This is a genomic window from Streptomyces alfalfae (assembly GCF_004127445.1).
GTDB classification, from domain to species: Bacteria; Actinomycetota; Actinomycetes; order Streptomycetales; family Streptomycetaceae; genus Streptomyces; species Streptomyces alfalfae.
In genome coordinates, this window is record NZ_QEXM01000057.1 from 335,748 (window position 1) to 353,103 (window position 17,356).

Here is a 17,356-nt window from a genome sequence, read left to right on the forward strand (position 1 = left end):
TTCGACGGTCGAGCGCGTGTGCCGACCCGCGCTCGGGCCGGCCGGGCAGGACGCCGCCCCGTGCCCGGCCGAGCGTGCTCTACTGCCCGAGCGGGCCCTCCCCGGCGGGCTCCTTCCCGCGGCCCGTCGTGGCGATGACCACCGCTCCGACCAGACACGCGGCGCCGCCCACCAGATACGCGATGTGGTAGCCGCCGAGTGTGTCGTCGCTGGTCGCCGCGGCGAGGACCATGACCGCCACGCCGACGCTCGCGCCGATCTGCTGGGCCACCACGTTCACCGCGCCCGCGACCGCGTGGCCCTCCGGCGGGACGCCGGTGAGGGCGGCGGACGTCATCGAGGGGAAGTTCAGACCCTGGCCGATGCCGCTGATCAGCAGGCCGGGCAGCACGTGCAGCAGGTAGTCGCCGTCGTGCGGTGTGCTCATCCACAGCGCCGTGCCCGCGCCGATCAGGACGAGCCCGACGACCATCAGCGTGCGCGGCGTGTACCTGGCCAGCAGGCGGCCGGTGGCGAAGTTGGCGGTGAGGAAGACGCCCGCCGACATCGGCACCAGGGCGAGGCCGGACTCCAGCGGGGAGTAGTCCAGCATGTCCTGCAGATACAGCGGCGCGAAGAAGAGCTGCCCGACCGAGCCCATGTACTGGAGGAACGCCGCGAGGCTCGCGGAGCGCACCGAGGAGACGCGGAAGAGGCCGAGCGGGAGGACCGGGTCGGGGGTGCGGTGCTCGCGTACGACGAAGAGCAGGAGGAACGCCACCGCGGCGGCGAGCGAGATCCAGGCCAGAGCCCCGTGACTGCTCGCGCCGACGACCAGCAGGGTGAGGCCGAGGGTGCCCGATATCGCGCCCGGCAGGTCGAGCCCGCCGCCGCGCCCGGCCCCGTCGGGCAGCCCGGCGCGCGTCGCCGCCAGCACGGCGAGGCCGAGGAGCACCGAGAACCACAGCACGGAGCGCCAGCCGAAGAACTGGGTCAGCACACCGCCGAGGAGCACCCCGCCGCTGAAGCTCGCGGCGCCGACCGCCGCGTACACGCTCAGGGCCCGGTTCCGCGCGGGACCGGCCGGGAACACCTCGGTCAGCAGCGCCAGCGCGGCAGGCCCCGACAGGGCTGCGCCGATGCCCTGGACCGCCCGCGCGCCGAGCAGCACCCCGGTGTCCGGGGCCAGCGCCCCGGCCAGCGCGGCCACCGTGAACAGCGCGACACCGGCCTCGAACACCCTGCGGCGGCCGAACACATCGGCCAGGCGGCCGCCCACCAGCAGGAAGCCGGCGAACGTGACGGCGTAGGCGATCATGACCCACTGGAGCGTGGAGTCGGCCATGTCGAACCGGTCGCCCACGGAGGGCAGCGCGGCGTTGAGCACCGCGAGACCGCTCACGTCCAGGGCGAGCGCCCCGGCGAGCACCCCCAGCGCGAGGCCCGGCCGCTGCCGGGACATCACCTCGGTACCGGTCACGCGGGCCCCCCGGTGAACTCGCTTCGGCCGGGCCCTGATCGGGTGCTCATTCCTCCAGCGGTGCGGGCCTCGGCCGGCGCCTGACCGTGGTTCAAGATTTTCATGGCGAGAGCTTGCAACGCCGTTCGACCCGCTGTCCAGACGGGCCCTTCCGCCCCTTGCGCACCATGACGGCCATACCGCATCAAAGCCATTGCGCGGCAAGAGGGCGAACCGGTCACCGGGGGTTCATTTCACGCCAGTGCATCATCCGGCCCACGGGGCACTCTTGTTCCACCATTCACAGAGTGGCAGTGTGCAGTCCGTCGGTCGGGCGAGTACCCGGTGCTACGTTCCACGTCGGACCACGTAATTCCCGACCGGCACAGTGAATCGCCCAGGAAAACGCACGATGTACGCCGGCGGCCGGACCGCCGGGAGTGATCCTGAATCGGATTGCGTGTCCGATTCAGCCAGGACGACTTAACGGGGGTCGGACCGCGGTGCGGGTACCAGTTTCTCTTCAGACATGCCTTCCCGTCCGGGACGGCACGCTCCGCCCAGCACGTCACGGGTCCCTCCGCCTCTGACCCGGGGTGCCCCTCGGGCCATCGCCATCGCCGCACTCGACGCGTAGAAGCGAAGCTTCCGTGTCCTGAGCCATTCCGAACGTCGGCCGCCTGTGCGCCGGCCCGTACCCATTGCCGTCACCGGCCCCGGCCAGCACGCCTCCAGCACGGCCGCCGGTGCGCCGCATTCACCCGATCCGCCGCTCCCGAACAGGGCGGCGGATTCCCCGAGCCATAAAGCAGCCGGCCACGCACCGCACCGGCCCATTCGATCCGCCCTGCCGAGGAGCCGAAATGCCCCCAGCGCGCGCAGTACGAGATTCGCATGCCATAACGGAGTTCCTGCTTTCCCGTGTCGCCGACTTGATGGACCTGTCCGGATACGCCGTGGACCGCTCGACACCGATGCAGCGGTATGGCCTGGATTCGCTGAAGTTGTCGACTCTCGCCGCCTCGTTGACCGAATTCCTCGGCTGGAAAGTTCCGGTCACCTGGATGTGGCAGTACCCCACCGTCGACGCGCTCGCCCGCGCGCTCGCCGACGGCCCGCGGGCCGAGCAGGCCGCCGCCCCGAGCGGACCCCGCCGTACGGCGTCGCACGAACCCGTGGCGGTCGTGGGCATCGGCTGCCGCTTCCCCGGCGGCCCCGACCCCGCCGCGTTCTGGCGGCTGCTGTCCGAGGGACGCGACGCCGTCGGACCGGTGCCCGCCGTGCGCCGCGAGCTCCTGAACGACCGGGTGCGCTGGGGCGGGTTCATCGACGGCATCGACCAGTTCGATCCGCTCTTCTTCGGCATCTCACCGCGCGAGGCCGTCCAGATGGACCCGCAGCAGCGCCTGATCCTCGAACTGGCCTGGGAGGCACTCGAAGACGCGGGGGTCGCGCCGCACAGCCTCGTCGGCAGCGACACCGGCGTGTTCATGGCCTCCTGCTGGGGCGACTACGCCGCCCTCGCGCACTACCGCGGCCCGGACAGCCAGATCACCCCGCACACCGCCACCGGGATGCACGACGGCATCATCGCCAACCGCGTCTCCTACATCCTCGGACTGCAGGGCCCGAGCATGGCCATCGACGCCGCCTGCGCCGGATCACTGGTCTCCGTACACGTGGGGTGCCAGTCGATCTGGCTCGGCGAGAGCGACCTGGTCCTCGCCGGCGGCGTCAATCTGAGCTTCGTCTCCGACTACTACACCGCCATGGACGCCATGGGCGCGCTCGCCCCCGACGGCCGCTGCAAGTCCTTCGACGCCCGCGCCGACGGCTACGTGCGCGGTGAGGGCGCCGGCGTCGTCGTGCTCGCCCCGCTGAGTGTCGCCCTCGAACGCGACCTGCCGGTGTACTGCCTGATCAAGGGCAGCTCCTCCCACAACGACGGCCTGAGCAACGGCATGACCGCGCCGAATCCCCAGGCGCAGGAGAAGATGCTGCGCACCGCCTACCAGCGGGCCGGCATCGACCCGCACCTGGTGGACTACATCGAGTGCCACGGCTCCGCCACCCCCCTCGGCGACCCCATCGAGGCCAACGCCATCGGGGCGGTCCTCGGCGGCGACCGCGCGGAACCGCTGCGCCTCGGCTCCGTCAAGTCCAACGTCGGGCACCTGGAGGCGGCGGCCGGCATCGTCGGCCTGGTCAAGCTCGCCCTCTCGATGCGCAACGGCGTGCTGCCGCCGAGCCTGCACTACACCGCCCCGAACCCGCAGATCATGTTCGACGAGTACCGCCTCACCGTCCAGGACCGGCTGACGCCGTGGCCGCGCCGGTCCGACGCGCGCCGCGGCGGCGTCAGCTCCTTCGGCTTCGGCGGCGCGATCTGCCACGTCGCCGTCGAGGAGCTGCCGCGCCCCGAGAGCTCGCTGCTGCTCCTCGCCGCGGACTCCCGCGAGGCGCTCGCCGAGCGGGCCGCGGCGCTGCGTGACGAGAGCGACCTGCGGGCGCTCTGCCGCCGCTCGCCCGGTGACGGCGCGTTCCGGCTCGCCGCCGCCGCGTCCGGCATGACCGAACTCAGGGCGCAGCTCGACGCGTTCGGCAGCGGTGCGAGCGCCGCCGGGCTGAGCGTGGGGGAGCGGGGCGCGCGCAAGCCGCGGGTGGCGTTCCTGTTCTCGGGCAACGGCTCGCAGTGGGCGGGCATGGGCCGGCGCCTGCTCGCCGGAATGCCCGTGTTCCGCCGCTCCCTGATGCGCTCCGACCGGCGGATGCGGGAGCTGCTCGGCTTCTCGCTCGTCGAGCAGCTGCTGGCGCCCGATGGGCGCATCGACGACATGGACGTCTTCCAGCCGCTGCTGTTCTCCCTCCAGGTGGCGCTGGCCGACACCTGGCGCGCGCTGGGGGTCGAACCGGACGTCGTCGTGGGGCAGAGCGTCGGCGAGTTCGCCGCGTCCCACATCGCGGGAGCCCTCGACTTCGACGACGCCTCGCGTCTCGCCGCCCACCACGGCCGGCTCCTCCAGCAGCTCGCCGTGGGGCGCGGCGAGGGCATCGTCGTCATGACCGGCGCGGACGAGGCCGAGCGGCACCTGACAGGACAGCTCACCGTCTCCGGCCGCAACGGCCTGCACTCCACCCTGGTGACCGGCACACCGCAGGAGATCGACGACCTCGTCCAGCGGCTGACCGACGAGGGCGTCACCCACCACCGGGTGCGCATGGGCCACGCCCCGCACTCACCCCTGGTCGACCACGTCCTCGCCCCGCTCAAGGCCGAACTGGCGGACATCGCGCCCCGCACCACGCGCATCCCGATGATCTCGACGGTCACCGGCGAGCGCGTCGACGGCGCGGAGCTGGGCCCCGACTACTGGGCGGACAACCTGCGCCGGGAGATCCGGATGGTCGACGCCCTGACCACCCTGCGGGACCACGACATCGACGCGGTGATCGAGGTCAGCCCCCACCCCGTCCTGCTCAAGTCGGTCTCGGAGATCCTGCCCGCTGCGGCCACCCTGCCCTCGCTGCGGCGCGGCGCCGACGAGGCCGCGGTCCTGCTCGGCTCGCTCGGCGCCCTGTACACCGCGGGCCACCCCGTCGCACCCCACCCCTTCCTCGCGGGCGACCGGGGACGCCACGCCGCCCCGAGCGGGGCCGAGGCCGCCGCCGACGAGCGGACGCAGCTCGTGACCGTCTCGGCGCGTACACCGGGCGCGCTGGCCGACACCTGCCGTGAGCTGTCCAACCACGTCGAGCGCGACGCGGGACTGCGCGTCTCCGACCTCGCCTACACCCTCGCGACCAGGCGCACCCACCACAACCACCGGGTGGCGCTGTTCGCCCGTACCCGGCAGGACGTCCTCGACGGACTCGCCCGGGTCGCCGCGGGCCGGCCGCACCCCGACGTCATGACCGGCGCCGTCGCGGGCAACGGCGACCGGCGGGTGGCGCTGGTGTTCTCCGGCGGCGGCACGCAGTGGGTCGGCATGGGCCGGGAGCTGCTGCGCGTCCACGCCGGGTTCCGCACGTGGATGACCGCCTGCGACGACGCCGTGCGCGCGGCGGGCGGCGGCTCGGTGCTCGACCGGCTCGCCGCCCCCGCCGAAGAGGCGCGCTACGAGGAAATGGACCTCCAGCAGCCCGTCCTGTTCGCCCTCCAGGTCTCCCTGGCGAAGGTCTGGCTCGGGCTCGGCGTCGAGCCGGTCGCCGTCGTCGGGCACAGCCTCGGCGAGGTCGCGGCGGCCTGTGTCGCCGGATCGCTCTCGCTCGGGGACGCGGCCCGCGTGGTGGTCGCCCGGTCGCACCTGCTCGAAAGGAAGGCGGCGGCCGGCGCCATGATCTCCGTCGACCTGCCGGAGGCGGAACTGCTGCCGAGGCTCGCCCCGTACGCCGAGCACGCGGCCGTCGCCGTGGTCAACAGCCCCACCAGCGCGGCCGTCTCGGGCTCCCCCAAAGCCGTCGCCGCCCTGGAGGCCGACCTGCTGCGGGACGGGATCTCGACCAGGCGCATCCGTGTCGAGCGGCCGGTGCACAGCCCCGGCATGGACCCGCTGCTCCAGCCGCTGCGCGAGAGCATCGCGGGCATCACCCCGCTGACGAACACCATCCCGTTCCGTTCCACGGCGCTGGCCGACACGGTGGACCCGGTCGCCGACGTCGAGTACTGGGTGCACAACCTGCGCAACCAGGTCCGGTTCGCCGAGACGATCGGGGGCCTGGTCGACGAGGGGATCGGCACGTTCATCGAGATCGGCCCGCACGAGACGCTGCGCGGCGCGGTCGAGGAGATCGCGGTGACCCGCGGCGCCCAGGTGCACGCGGTCAACTCCCTGCGGCGCCAGGAGAGCGACGTCCGCTGCCTGCTGGGGGCCGTCGCGTCGCTGTACGTCAGGGGCCTGCCGCTGACCTTCGACCCGCTGTTCGGGGACGACGTCGAGGTGGTGGAGACCCCGCTCGTGCAGTGGCAGAAGGACCGCTACTGGCTCGACACCGAGCCCCGGCCCCAGACCGCGGCGGCCCCCGCCCCGGCCGCCGTCGAACCGGTGGCGGTGGCCGAGCGGGTGGAGCGGCAGCCCGCACGGACCGCCCCGGCGGCCACGTCGGTGCGGGACGTCGTCCTCGCCGAGCTCGCCGACGGCCTCGGCGTGCCGGTGAGCAGGTTCGACGAGAACGCGACGCTGCGCGAGTTCGGACTGGACTCGATGCTGGCGATCCGCCTGGTCAACCGGATGCAGGCGCTGTTCGGGGAGCGGGTGTCACCGGTGGTGTTCCTGGACGGCCGCACCATCTCCGCGGTCGTCGGGCACTTCGTCGAACTCACCGGCGGACCGCCCGCGACCGCGCAGACACAGCAGGCCCCGGCCCCGGCACGGGAACCGCGAGCGGCGGCCGAACCCGCGCCCGGGCGGAGGCCCACCCACCCCTTCCTCGACGACCTCTCCGACCTGGACGCCGAAGAACTCCTGGAGGAACTGGCCGCGCGCGGGCTGATCGACCCCACCGACGCACCGGCCGCCGACCAGCTGCGCGCCGACGGCCTGGGGCTCGAACTGGCCCCGACCTCGCACGGCCAGGCCTCGCTGTGGTTCATGCAGATGGTCTCGCCGGACGCCGTGCCCTACAACTTCATGGTCGCCGCCCGCATCCGCGCCGCCGTCGACGAGAAGGCGCTGGAGCGCGCCGTGGCGGCCGTGATGCGGCGGCACCCGGCGCTGCGCACGCTCTTCGTGGAGGCCGGCGGCCGCCCGTACCAGGTCATCCTGGAGGAACCGGTGTACGAGTTCGCGGTCGTCGACAGCACGGAGCTGGACGACGAGGAGGCCCGCGAGGAACTGGCCGAACTGGGCCACGCGCCGCTCGACATCGACAACGGCCCGCTCGTGCGGGTGGTCCTGATGAACCGCGGCCCCGAGGACCACTACCTGCTGGTGCTCGTCCACCACATCGCGTCGGACGCGGCGTCGGCGGACGTGATGATCCGCGAACTCCAGGAGTTCTACGAGGGCGCCGACCCCGCCGACGGCACGCCGCCCGCCCCCTACACCGAGTTCGTCGAGTGGGAGCGGCAGTGGCTCTCGGGCCCCGCGGCCGACGCGGCGCTCGACTGGTGGACGCGGCGGCTGGCCGATCCGCCCGCCCATCTGGACCTCTCTGCCAAGGAGCGTCCGCCGGGCGTGACATACGAGGGCCGCGACCTCACGTTCCGCTGGAGCGCCGAGGAGAGCCGGCTGCTCCGGGAGTTCGCCGTCCGCGAGGGCGTGTCGATCAGCACGGTCGTGCTCGCCGGGTTCTTCGCCACGCTCAACCGGGCGACCGGAGCCGAGGACTCCGTACTGGCCACGGCCATCGCCCAGCGCGCCGAACCGGGCTGGGAGTCCGCCGTCGGCTACTACCTGAACACCGTGCTCGTCCGGGCGAAACCGGCGGGCGACCGCTGCTTCCGCGATCTCCTCGGCGAGGTCCACGCCTTCTCGCTGGGCCTGCTCGAACACATGAACTACCCCCTCGACCTGCTGGCGGCCTCCCTGAAACCGCCGAGGGCAGAGGGCCGCTCCCCGTGGTTCGACGTGGTGGTCAACTGGCTGTCGTCGGACGCCTTCCCCCGCTCCGTGAAGCTCTTCCACGGCGTCGGCGACACCATCACGCCCCAGAGCGCCCTGCCGCTCGAACCGCTCCAGGTGCGCAGGCACCTCGCCAAGTTCGACCTGGAGATCTCCATGGCCGACATCGACGGCGAGGTGGCCGGCCACATCCAGTACAAACCGAGCTATCTGGAGAGGCAGACCGTGACGGACCTGCTCGCGCTCTACCGCACCGTGCTCTTCGACTCGATCGCCCACCCCGACCTGGCCCTGAAGGACATCGCGCCGGCCGGCCGCCCCGAAGGGACGGACCAGTGACCGACACCCTGCACTCCGAGTTCATCGAGCAGGCCGTCAAGAACCCCGCCGCCCCCGCGGTCTACTCCGACGCGGGCGTCATGACCTACGGCGAACTCGACGAGCGCTCCCGCGCCCTCGCCGAACGCCTCGTCACCGACGGCGCGGGACCCGGCGTCCCCGTCGGCATCTGCGTGGAGCGCACCCCCGACCTGCTCGTCGCCCTCCTCGCCACGCTGCGCGCCGGCTCCTGCTACGTGCCCCTCGACCCCGACTACCCCGCCGAACGCCTGGCGTTCATGGTCCGGGACAGCGGCACCCGGCTGCTGCTGACCACACCCGCCTCCCGGGCCAACTGTCCGGCCGGGCCGACCGTGGTCGTGCTCGACGAGAGCGTGCGGACCGAACCCGGCGAGCGGCCCGTGCCGGTCGTGCCCGAGGACACCGCGTACATCATCTACACCTCCGGCTCCACCGGCCGCCCGAAGGGCGTCGCCATCCACCACCCGGGCTGCGTCGCGATGCTGGCCGAGCTGGACCGGGTCTTCGAGGGCTGCGACCTGAGCGGCGTCTCGGCGGCGAGTTCGGTCTGCTTCGACATGTCCGTGATGGAGATCTTCGGCGCGCTGTGCCGCGGCGGGGCGGTCGTGCTCGTGCAGAGCGCCGTCCACCTGCCGGAGAGCCCGTACGCCGACAGGATCACGCACCTCAACGCCGTCCCCTCGGTGATGAACGGGCTGCTCGACGCCGGATACCTGCCGCCCCGCGTCCGCACGATCGTGTTCGGCGGCGAGCCCCTGCGGCGCAAACTGGTGGACCGGGCGTACGCGGAGACCGGCGCCGACCGGGTCTTCAACGCCTACGGGCCCACCGAGGGAACCGTCTTCTGCTCGTTCGGGCTCGTCCCGAGGGACGGCGCCGGTGAGCCGACGCTCGGCCTGCCGTCGGCCCACGCCCGCGCCTACGTGCTCGACGAGGACAGGCGGCGGCTGCCGGCCGGAGTCCCCGGAGAGCTGTACATCGGCGGCGCCGGCCTGGCCCACGGCTATGTCAACCGGCCGGAGACCACGGCCGAGCGGTTCCTGCCCGACCCGTTCGTGGACGGTGAGCGCATGTACCGCACGGGTGATGTGGTCACGCTCACCGAGGACGGCGAACTCCGCTTCGGCGGCCGCACCGACCACCAGGTCAAGCTGCGCGGCTACCGCATCGAGCTGGAGGAGGTCGAGGCCCGCCTGACCGGCTGCCCCGAGGTCAGGGAGGCCGCCGCCGTCGTCCGCGGCAACCGGCTGATCGGCTACGTCGTGCCGGAGGGCGACGCCGGCGACGACGTCCGGCTCGACGCCGCTCTCCAGTCCACCGTCAACGGCAGGCTCGCCACCGAACTGCCCGACTACATGGTGCCGGCGACGCTCGTGTTCCTGCCCGCCCTTCCGCTCGCGCCCGGCGGGAAGCTCGACCGCGCCGCGCTGCCCGAACCGCCGGCCGCCGGCGCCGACGCCCCCATGACGGCCGCGAGCACACCGACCGAGGTGGCGCTCGCGGAGATCTGGGGCCAGCTCCTCGACCTCGAACCCGCGGGCATCGACGTCAAGGCCGCCTTCTACGACCTCGGCGGCGACTCGCTGCTCCTCGTCCGCCTCGCCCGACTGATGACCAGGCGGTTCGGCCGCCGCGTCCGCGTGCCCGACCTGTTCAGCTTCCGTGACATCGCCTCCCTCGGCCGCTGGCTCGACGAGGAGAGCGGGGCCACCCCCGAGGTGGTCACCTCCGCCCGCCGCCGCGCCAACACCCGCCGCGCCGCGCTGCGGGGCCGCGCCGCCTCGAACGGCAGCTGAGTCACCCCCGACCCGAGACGAAGCAGGAGCCCTTCCATGACCGAAAGCCCCGAGCAGGACTACGACCCGGGTGACGTCGCCGTCATCGGCATGTCCCTGCGAGCGCCCGGCGCCCGCACCAAGGAGCAGTTCTGGGACAACCTCGTCCACGGCAGGGAGTCCGTGTCGTTCCTCGCCAAGGACGACATCCACGTCGACGAGACCCTGATCCACAGTCCCTTCTATGTGCGGGCCTGCGGTGTGCTCGACACGTACGACAAGTTCGACCCGTCGGTGTTCGGCATCAGCGACCGGATGGCGGCCGCGATGACCCCGGAGAACCGGCTCTTCCTGGAGAGCGCCTGGGAGGCATTCGAGGACGGCGGCTACGACCCCGAGCGGGTCGGCTGCGAAGTGGGCGTCTACGGCGCCAACAACCCGCAGACCGCCGCGCTCTACAGCTCCCCGCCCGACCGTGTGTCGGTCGGCCCCGAGGCGATCGAGGCCAGCCTGGCGTGGTCGCCGGACACCATGACGTCCAACGCGCTGTACTACATGGGCCTGACCGGCGAGGCCGTCACCGTCGCCGCGGTCTGCGCGGGCTTCCACTACGCGGTGCACCTGGCCTGCCAGTCACTGCTGCTCGGCCAGACCGACATGGCGGTGGCCGGCGGTTCCATGGTCCGACTCCCGCACCCCCGCGGCCACCTGTGGGAGGAGAACCGCGTCCTCTCCAAGGACGGCCACTGCCGCCCGTTCGACGCCAACGGCACGGGCACCGCCCTGTCCAGCGGCGTCGTCACGGTGCTGCTCAAGCCGGTCGCCCAGGCCGTCGCCGACCGCGACCACGTCTACGCCGTGGTCAAGGGCTCGGCCGTCAACAACAACGGCGTCAGCGCGATGGCCTACGGCCTCGCCCAGCCCGAGCGCCTGAGCGCGTGCATCGCCAACGCCATGGAGGTCGGCGGAGTCACCCCGGACACGGTCTCCCTGTACGAGGCCAACGGGCTCGGCATGCCGATGACCGACGAACTGGAGGTGCACGCGGCGAGCATGGCGTTCGGCAAGCAGACCGCCACCACCTCGATCGGCGGCGTCAAGGGCAACGTCGGCCACGGCGGTGTGGTCTCCGGCGGCTTCGGCGCGATCAAGGCCGCGCTCGCCCTGCACCACAAGACGCTGCCCGCGACGATCAACCTCACGGAGGTCAACGAAGACCTCGACTTCCCCAGCACCCCCTTCGTGCCGCAGATCGAGACGGCCGACTGGGGGACGGAAGCGGGCATCCGCCGCGCCGGCATCACCTCGATCGGCGGCGGTGGCTACAACGCCCACCTCGTCCTCGAAGAGGCCCCGGCGGTCGCGGAGCGCGCACCCGAGGCCGAGGGCAGGCCGCGCATCGCCACCCTCTCCGCCCTGGACGACGAGGCCCTGGCACGCCAGCGGGCGCGGCTGAAGGACCGGCTGGTCGCCGACCCCGGCCTGCGGCTCGACGACGTCTGCTTCAGCCTCAACCTCGGCCGCAAGGTGATGGCCCGCCGCTGGGCGGCCGTCGTCCGCAGCCGCGCGGAGCTGATCGCGGCCCTGTCGGGGGACGCCACGGGCGGGCAGGTCACCGAGACCGCCGCCGCGCCGCGCGCGGACGCCTCCTCCTTCCCGCGCAACGACCACGGGATCGTGTGCGCCGCCACGGACGCCGACGCGCTGGCCGGTGTCGCCGCCGCCTGGGTCACGGGGCAGCAGGTGGACTTCGCCTCCCTGCACCAGGGGGAGGACAGCCACCGCGTGCCGCTGCCGACCTATCCCTTCCAGCCGCGCCGGTTCTGGCGCACGGACTGGTGACCATGAGCGCACCGGCACTGGACACCAGGGACCTGGGCGACCCCGACACCTTCACCGGCCACGGCCTCGACGCGTTCTGGCGCACCCTGCGGGACACCGCCCCGGTGCACTGGAACCCGCCCGCCGGCGGCCGCAAGGGGTTCTGGGTGCTCACCCGCCACGACGACATCATGACCACCTACCGCGACGACACGCACTTCACGTCGGAGCGCGGCAACGTCCTGGTCACCCTCCTGGAGGGCGGCGACGCCGGGGCCGGCCGCATGCTGGCCGTCACCGACGGCCACCGCCACCACGAGCTGCGCAAGATCCTGCAGCGGGTGCTCTCGCCCCGGGTGCTCGACGAGGTCGCGGGGACGGTACGGGTCAACACCCGGCAGTGGATACGGGAGGCGGTCGAGACCGGCGGCTGCGACTTCGCCGAGGAGATCGCGAGCCGCATCCCGATGACGACGATCTCGAATCTGCTCGGAGTGCCCGGACAGGACAGGGAGTTCCTGCTCGGGCTGACCAAGACCGCCCTGTCGACCGATGACGAGGACGTCGACGAGGTCGACTCCGAGATGGCCCGCAACGAGATCCTGATGTACTTCATGGACCTCGTGGAGGAGCGGCGCGAGGCGCCCGGCGACGACGTGATCAGCATGCTCGTCGCCAGCTCCATCGACGGCGTGCCGCTCTCCGACGAGGACGTGGTGCTCAACTGCTACAGCCTGATCATCGGGGGCGACGAGACCAGCCGCCTCACGATGATCGACGCCGTCCACACGCTCGCCGCCGAGACCGAGCAGTGGAGGCGGCTCAAGGCGGGCGAGGTGTCGGTCGACACCGCCGTGGACGAGGTGCTGCGCTGGGCGTCGCCCACGATGCACTTCGGACGCAGCGTCGTCCGCGAGACCGAACTGCACGGCGTACGGCTGCGACCGGGCGAGATCGTCACGCTCTGGCACGCCTCGGGCAACCGCGACGAGCGGGTCTTCGAGCGGCCCGAAGTGTTCGACCTCGGCCGCACCCCCAACAAGCACCTGGCCTTCGGCTACGGCCCGCACTTCTGCGTCGGCTCCTATCTCGCGAAGGTCGAGATCGCCGAACTGCTCATGGCGCTGCGGGACTTCACCACCGGATTCGAGCGGACCGGCGAGGCCCCGCGCATCCGGTCCAACTTCCTGACCGGGTTCTCGGCGCTGCCGGTGCGGTTCCTGCCCGACCGCTCGGGACTGAAGGAGGGCGAGTGATGAACATCTACGTCTCGGGGCAGGGAGCGTTCGCGGTGCAGGTCGCGGACGCGCTGCTCGACGAGGGGCACAAGATCCTCGGTGTGGCCGCGCCCCGGCTGCGCAAAGGACGGACCGACGAGAGCGACGCCATGTCCTGGGACCGCCTGCGGGCCTGGGCCTACCCCAGGGACATCGCCTGGACGGACTCGGCCGAGCTGCGCGCGATGCACGTGCCGGACGGCGTGGACATCATCATCGCCGCCCACTCGCACGCCTTCCTCGGCCGTCACACGCGAGCCAGGGCCGCCGTCGCCACCATCGGCTACCACCCCAGCCTGCTGCCGCTGCACCGTGGCAGGGACGCGATCCGGTGGACGGTCCGCGACGGCGACAAGGTGACGGGCGGCAGCGTCTACCACCTCACCGAGCGCACCGACGCGGGGCCGCTCGCCGCCCAGGAGCACCTGTTCGTGCCCCCGGGCTCGACCGCGCAGAGCCTGTGGCGCGATCACCTGGCGCCGCTCGGTGTGCGGCTGCTGCTCAGGGTGGTCGCCGACCTCGCCGAGGGACGGCGGATCGAGGTCCCCCAGGACGAGGAACTGGCGACCTGGGAGCCCGCGATGGGAGCGCCGCCGCTGTTCAAGCCCGAACTCATCGCGCTGCCGGGGACGGCCCAGGTCAACGGGAGCAGGTGGGCGCTGCACACGCGGTGAGACCGGGCGCTCCCGAGGCCGGGCCTCGCGCCCGGTCTCAGGCCGTCCCGCGCCGCACCAGGCGGTGCGGGACGACCAGTTCCTGCGGCGGGACGGCGTTCCCGGGGCTGTATACGCGGTCGGCCAGACACTGGAGGGACCGCTCGGCGATCTGCGGCTTGTCCGGGGAGACGGTGGTCAGGGGCGGGTGACTGTAGCGGCCGTCCTCGATGTCGTCGAAGCCGACGATCGCGATGTCCTCGGGCACGCGCAGGCCCCGCTCGTGCGCCACGTGCAGGGCGCCCAGGGCGAGTTCGTCGCTGAAGGCGAACACGGCGTCCGGTTCGGTGGGCCCGTCGAGGAGCCCCGCCATGGCCCGCGCGCCGTCCGCCCGGTGCAGTGCGGCGACGGAGCGCTGGGCGGCGGACGGGTGGGGGAGCCCGGCGCGGTCGAGGGCGCGGCGGTAGCCCTCGGCACGCAGCCGGGCGGTGCCGTTGCGCAGCTGGGGCTGGAGGCCGATGGCGGCGATGCGGCGGCGCCCGATGCCGACGAGGTGAGTGGTGGCCTCGTCGGCGGCGGCGACGTTGTCCACGGCGACGCGGTCCGCCGCGCCCTGCGGTCCGCGCTCGCCGAGCAGCACGAGCGGGACGGCCGGCGCCGTCGCCGCCAGCTCGGCGGGGTCCAGGGCCCAGGGGCTGATGATGAGGCCGTCGACCACGCGCCCGCCGCCCTGGGCGAGCAGGCGTCGCTCGGCGTCGGCGTCGCCCCGGGTCTGGTCGATGACCACGGTCCAGGAGCGGCGCTGGGCCTCGTCCACCAGGAGCCCGGCGAGTTCGCCGAAGTACGGTGAGTGCAGTTCGGGGATGGCGAGGCCGATGATGCCGGTACGGCCGGCGCGCAGGCTGCGGGCGGCGAGGTTGGGGCGGTAGCCCAGCTCGTCGATGGCCTCCTGGACCCGCTGCCGGGTCTCGGGCGCCACGGAGGCGGAGCCGCTGACGACGTTCGACACGGTGCGCACGGAGACGCCCGCTCGGGCTGCCACATCCTTCAGACGACTGCTCACCGCGCCATCCTTTCATGCGACGTCCGTCACGGAATCGGTGACCCGCCGGGTATTGCAACGTTGCATTCAACGATGCAATCTGTGGGCGGAAGCTCTGCTTGCAAGGAGGCAAGGATGACTGTGTCCGAATGCCCCGGTGTGCACGTCTTTCCCGGAGTGAGCGCCGCCGACCTGGACGTCGACGTGGCGCAGGACGTGGCGAACCTGTACGAGGACGGCATCACCGCGCGGAAGGGAGCCTTCTCCGAGGAGTGGGCCGACCGGCTGCGCGAGGACATCGAGACCGCTTTCGCGGAGGCGCGCGCCCGGCCCGGCGGCGCCGTGGGACGCGGCCCCCACCGCTACTACGTGGAGATCCACCCCGAACAGCTGCGCGGCTTCGTCGACCTCGTCGACCACCCGTGGGTCCGCTCGGTGGCCACCGCCGTCCTCGGCCCCGACTACCGCATCGTCGAGCTCGGCTTCGACGTCCCGCTCGAAGGCGCGGTGAACCAGCCGTGGCACCGCGACTTCCCCATCCCCGAAGAGACGCGCACCGAACGCCGGCTGACCTCCCTGGCCTTCAACGTCACCGCCGTCGACACCGCGGAGGACATGGGCCCCTTCGAGATCGCGCCCGGCACCCAGTGGGACGACGGACCGGACTTCGGGCACGGCATGTTCCCGCCCCGCGCGTCCTACGGCCGCTACCAGGAGCGCGCCGTGCGCAAGTACCCGCAGCGCGGCGACATCTCCGCCCGTACCGCCCTCACCATCCACCGCGGCACGAAGAACGAGTCGGCCAGGGCGAGGCCCGTCCTCGTCCTCGGCCTCGACGGACCCGAGGCCGACAACGCCGCCCGCCACGACACCGCCGTCACCCGCGGCTACTGGGCGGCGCTGCCCGAACGGGTACGCCACCACCTGCGCTGCCCGGTCGTCGACGCGCTGACGCCCCTCACGCAGAAGCACACCATCGAGGGACTGGTCATGGGCGATGCCTGAGACGACCAGGGTGGCCGACCGCCCGCCGGTCCACCCCACGGGAACGGGGCGCCCCCCGGCGCTGGTCTACGCCGTCGCCGCGGTCTCGGCCCTCGGCGGCCTGCTCTTCGGCTACGACACCGGCATCATCTCCGGCGCCCTCCTCCACCTCCGCGACGACCTCGACCTCTCCTCGCGAGAACAGGAGGTCGTCGTCAGCGTCATCCTGCTCGGCGCCATGGCCGGCGCCCTGGTCTCGGGGCGCACCGCCGTACGGCACGGCCGCCGCAAGGTGGTGGTGGCGGTCGCGGTGATCTTCGCCGTGGGCGCGGTGGCGGCGGCGGTCGCCCCCGACGTGGCGACGCTGATCGCCGCGCGCTTCGTGCTCGGCCTCGCGGTGGGCGGAGCCTCCAACATGGTGCCCGTCTACATCGCGGAGCTCGCGCCCGCGGCCGTGCGCGGCAGGCTCATGGTGCTCTTCCAGCTCATGGTCGCCATCGGGCAGCTCATCGCCTACCTCTGCGGCTGGGCCCTGGCCGGCAGCGGCGGCTGGCGCGTCATGTTCGCCCTGGCCGTCATCCCCGCCGTGGCCCTGGCCGTCGGCATGCTGTTCCTGCCGGAGAGCCCGCGCTGGCTCATCGAGCAGCACCGCGCCGACGACGCGCTGCGCACCCTGCGGCGGCTCAGGCCCACCGGAGCGGACGTGGCGGCGGAGGCCGCCGAGGTCACCGCCGTGACACGGAACGCCCCGGCAGACGGCGGCAGTTGGGGACAGCTCCGGCAGCGGTGGCTGCGCCCCGCTCTGCTCATCGCCGTGGGCATCGCGGCCTTCTCCCAGCTCACCGGGATCAACGCCATCGTCTACTACGCGCCGACGATCCTGGACGACGCGGGCTTCGGCGACTCGGTGGCGCTGCTCACCGGCATCGGCATCGGCGCGATGCTCGTCGTGGCCGGGGTGGTGGGGGCCATCGCGGTCGACAAGGCGGGGCGGCGCCGCACGATGCTGTGGTTCCTGCCGGGCTCGGCGCTCGCCATGGCGGTGCTCGCGCTCGCCTTCGCCACGCCCGCGGAGTCCGCCGCGCAACGCTGGACGGTGATCATCTCGCTGTTCGCGTACATCCTGTTCAACGGCGTGGGGATGCAGGCGGTCGTCTGGCTGATCGGCCCGGAGGTCCTGCCGCTGTCCGTGCGCGGCCCGGCCACCAGCCTGGCCACGCTGTCGGTGTGGGGCTTCGACCTCCTCATCGCCATGACCGCCCTGACGGCCATCAACACCATCGGCCGCTCCGGCACCTTCCTCTTCTACGCCCTGATGAACGTCGCCTGCGTCGTCTTCGTGGCCGCGAAGGTGCCGGAGACCAAGGGCAGGAGCCTGGAGAGCATCGAGCGTGCCCTGCGCGACCCGCTGCCCTTCCGCAGGGCGCTGGAGAAGAGGTGACACGG

General features: G+C 72.6%; 9 protein-coding genes. 7 read left to right on the forward strand and 2 right to left on the reverse strand.

Annotated elements, in window-relative coordinates:
• Nucleotides 1-79: 79 nt before the first annotated feature.
• Nucleotides 80-1,459: an MFS transporter gene (locus tag DCW30_RS36035; RefSeq protein ID WP_232627017.1), complete on the reverse strand. Its 1,380-nt coding sequence runs from the start codon at nucleotides 1,457-1,459 to the stop codon at nucleotides 80-82.
• 842 nt (nucleotides 1,460-2,301) lie between these two features.
• Here DCW30_RS36035 and DCW30_RS36040 point away from each other — a divergent pair.
• Genes DCW30_RS36040 through DCW30_RS36060 form a run of 5 tightly spaced genes read left to right on the forward strand, consistent with a single transcriptional unit; the run spans nucleotide 2,302 to nucleotide 13,905 of the window.
• A complete protein-coding gene (locus DCW30_RS36040; protein ID WP_076682740.1) occupies nucleotides 2,302-8,337 on the forward strand; it encodes a type I polyketide synthase in 6,036 nt (2,011 codons plus the stop codon).
• Nucleotides 8,334-10,154 (forward strand): non-ribosomal peptide synthetase, encoded by a 1,821-nt coding sequence (locus tag DCW30_RS36045; protein WP_076682738.1) that lies wholly within the window; start codon nucleotides 8,334-8,336, stop codon nucleotides 10,152-10,154. Before DCW30_RS36040 ends, DCW30_RS36045 begins: the two co-directional genes overlap by 4 nt.
• Nucleotides 10,155-10,190: 36 nt before the next feature.
• A complete protein-coding gene (locus DCW30_RS36050) occupies nucleotides 10,191-11,975 on the forward strand; it encodes a beta-ketoacyl synthase N-terminal-like domain-containing protein (RefSeq protein ID WP_076682736.1) in 1,785 nt (594 codons plus the stop codon).
• Nucleotides 11,972-13,210: a cytochrome P450 gene (locus tag DCW30_RS36055; RefSeq protein ID WP_076682734.1), complete on the forward strand. Its 1,239-nt coding sequence runs from the start codon at nucleotides 11,972-11,974 to the stop codon at nucleotides 13,208-13,210. Before DCW30_RS36050 ends, DCW30_RS36055 begins: the two co-directional genes overlap by 4 nt.
• Nucleotides 13,210-13,905 carry a formyltransferase family protein gene (locus DCW30_RS36060; protein WP_076682732.1) on the forward strand — a complete coding sequence of 232 codons (696 nt, stop codon included), beginning with the start codon at nucleotides 13,210-13,212 and terminating at the stop codon, nucleotides 13,903-13,905. The genes DCW30_RS36055 and DCW30_RS36060 overlap by 1 nt, the downstream gene beginning before the upstream one ends.
• A 37-nt stretch (nucleotides 13,906-13,942) precedes the next feature.
• Here DCW30_RS36060 and DCW30_RS36065 read toward each other — a convergent pair whose 3' ends face one another.
• Nucleotides 13,943-14,947: a LacI family DNA-binding transcriptional regulator gene (locus DCW30_RS36065; protein ID WP_076682731.1), complete on the reverse strand. Its 1,005-nt coding sequence runs from the start codon at nucleotides 14,945-14,947 to the stop codon at nucleotides 13,943-13,945.
• A gap of 114 nt (nucleotides 14,948-15,061) precedes the next feature.
• Here DCW30_RS36065 and DCW30_RS36070 point away from each other — a divergent pair, with 114 nt between their 5' ends.
• Both DCW30_RS36070 and DCW30_RS36075 read left to right on the forward strand, forming a co-directional pair.
• Nucleotides 15,062-15,931 carry a phytanoyl-CoA dioxygenase family protein gene (locus DCW30_RS36070; RefSeq protein ID WP_076682729.1) on the forward strand — a complete coding sequence of 290 codons (870 nt, stop codon included), beginning with the start codon at nucleotides 15,062-15,064 and terminating at the stop codon, nucleotides 15,929-15,931.
• Nucleotides 15,924-17,351, forward strand: a complete 1,428-nt coding sequence (locus tag DCW30_RS36075) for a sugar porter family MFS transporter (protein WP_079249876.1) — start codon at nucleotides 15,924-15,926, stop codon at nucleotides 17,349-17,351. Before DCW30_RS36070 ends, DCW30_RS36075 begins: the two co-directional genes overlap by 8 nt.
• Nucleotides 17,352-17,356 lie beyond the last annotated feature (5 nt).

Coding starts and splice junctions, on each gene's coding strand:
- DCW30_RS36040 (WP_076682740.1), top strand. CDS start 2,302: ATGCCCCCAGCGCGCGCAGTACGAGATTCGCATGCCATAACGGAGTTC.
- DCW30_RS36070 (WP_076682729.1), top strand. CDS start 15,062: ATGACTGTGTCCGAATGCCCCGGTGTGCACGTCTTTCCCGGAGTGAGC.
- DCW30_RS36075 (WP_079249876.1), top strand. CDS start 15,924: ATGCCTGAGACGACCAGGGTGGCCGACCGCCCGCCGGTCCACCCCACG.
- DCW30_RS36060 (WP_076682732.1), top strand. CDS start 13,210: ATGAACATCTACGTCTCGGGGCAGGGAGCGTTCGCGGTGCAGGTCGCG.
- DCW30_RS36050 (WP_076682736.1), top strand. CDS start 10,191: ATGACCGAAAGCCCCGAGCAGGACTACGACCCGGGTGACGTCGCCGTC.